We start from the raw sequence: 1,500 nt of genomic DNA on the forward strand, positions 1-1,500 counted from the left end.
CCTAGTACCTCATTCCTCCTTAATTTGCGGATAGAGGCGCTTGAGCTTGATCCGTGCCTCCTCGGTCGTGAAGTGCCAATCGACTGTGGCGCTGGAGGCCTTGCGGCGATCCGCCCAGGCCTTGGCCTCGCGGCGCAGGGTCTCGATGTCGTCGATGCGCCGATCGAGGCACTGTTTCGTGTAGACGCTCAGTTCGATCTCGGCGATGTCGAGCCAACTCCCGTGTTTCGGTGTGTCGTGAATTTCTAAGCGATCCAGGAGCCGACGGGCCTCCTCGGGCGGAAACGCTTTGTAGAGAGAGGCTGGGGCGTGCGTGTTGAGGTTATCCCAAACCAGCACGACTGTTTCGGCGGTCGGATAGTTGACGTCCAACAAACCCTTGATTTCTTGGGCGAGATCCAGCGCGGTTTTGGTGGCGCGGACGTTGGCCTGGCGCCAACCGGCCAACGGTTCGACGACCATAAAGGTATTGGCGGTCCCCAATCGCTCATATTCGTAGTCATACCGTTGTTCTTGCTGCGGTTCGGCAGGAATCGGCGTGCGGGTTTCGCCGATCCGTTGGGTCGGCTGTTCGTCGAGACAGACCACGGGACGCTGTGGATCGTCGGGGCGTCGGTAGACCTCTAGCACCGCTTCCATCCCCGCGACGAAGGCCGCGTCCTGTTCCGGAGGGATGACCCAGCCGGTGCGAAGATGTGGTTTCAGTTCGTTTTTTTTAGCGTGCGCATGACCGTTTGTCGCGAGATCGTCTCCACCACGTTCCGTTCGACGAGGCGCTCGGCTAAGAGATGGAGGGTCCAGCGCGCCTGGCCTTCGGGCGGTGTCAAGCCGGCGAGACGCACCAGGTGCGCCTCGCCCTCACCGTCGAGAATCCGTTCACGTGGTGGCGGCGTACGCGGTTTGCGTTCCAGCGCCGCCTCCAAGCCGTTCTCTAGAAATCGTTGACGGATACTCAAGATGGTCCGAAGACAGCAACCGAAGGCCTCCGCCGCTTGGGCTTCGCTCCAAGCGGGTCCATCGGCATCGATCTTGAGCAAAATGTTCGCAGGCTTGATCTTTTGGGCGGCTGCCTGGCCCTTGTTGACCACGGCTCTCAGCATCGCCCGCTCGTCTTCGGTGAGCCTCAAAATATATTTAATCATCGGGGAGACCTCTTGATGAGAGGTATCAAGAACTACACTAACGATCGTTTCCGCGCAAGATTTAGCGGAACGTGGTACTAGGCGACTGGGGCAACCTCGACGAAGAAGATCGTCAGGCAAACGACTTTGCGCTCAAGGAGGGGGATCGTCTGCTTAGCGCCTACCAAATCCATGAGGATTTAAGAGACTGTATAGGAACTTGTCGCTATAGATGATCCGAATTAACAGTTACCTGGTTCCGTGAACTGAATGAACCGTCTTCCAAGAATTCCCGTTACATAACAAGAGGATGGAGGTAAAATACGCCCATTCTAGGGCTCACCCGGCAGGTGACAAGTTGCGACGTTTCATCATCACG

1 protein-coding gene is annotated in these 1,500 nt (G+C 57.5%); it reads right to left on the minus strand.

From position 1 onward, the window contains the following. Positions 1 to 9: 9 nt before the first annotated feature. A protein-coding gene (locus CKO27_RS23880) for an IS630 family transposase (RefSeq protein ID WP_200377402.1) occupies positions 10 to 1,142 on the minus strand; the annotation gives its coding sequence in 2 pieces (ribosomal slippage) (positions 10 to 719 and positions 719 to 1,142; 1,134 coding nt in all). Positions 1,143 to 1,500: the final 358 nt, after the last annotated feature.

Source organism: Thiocystis violacea (genome assembly GCF_016583575.1).
In the GTDB taxonomy this organism is placed as follows: Bacteria; Pseudomonadota; Gammaproteobacteria; order Chromatiales; family Chromatiaceae; genus Thiocystis; species Thiocystis violacea.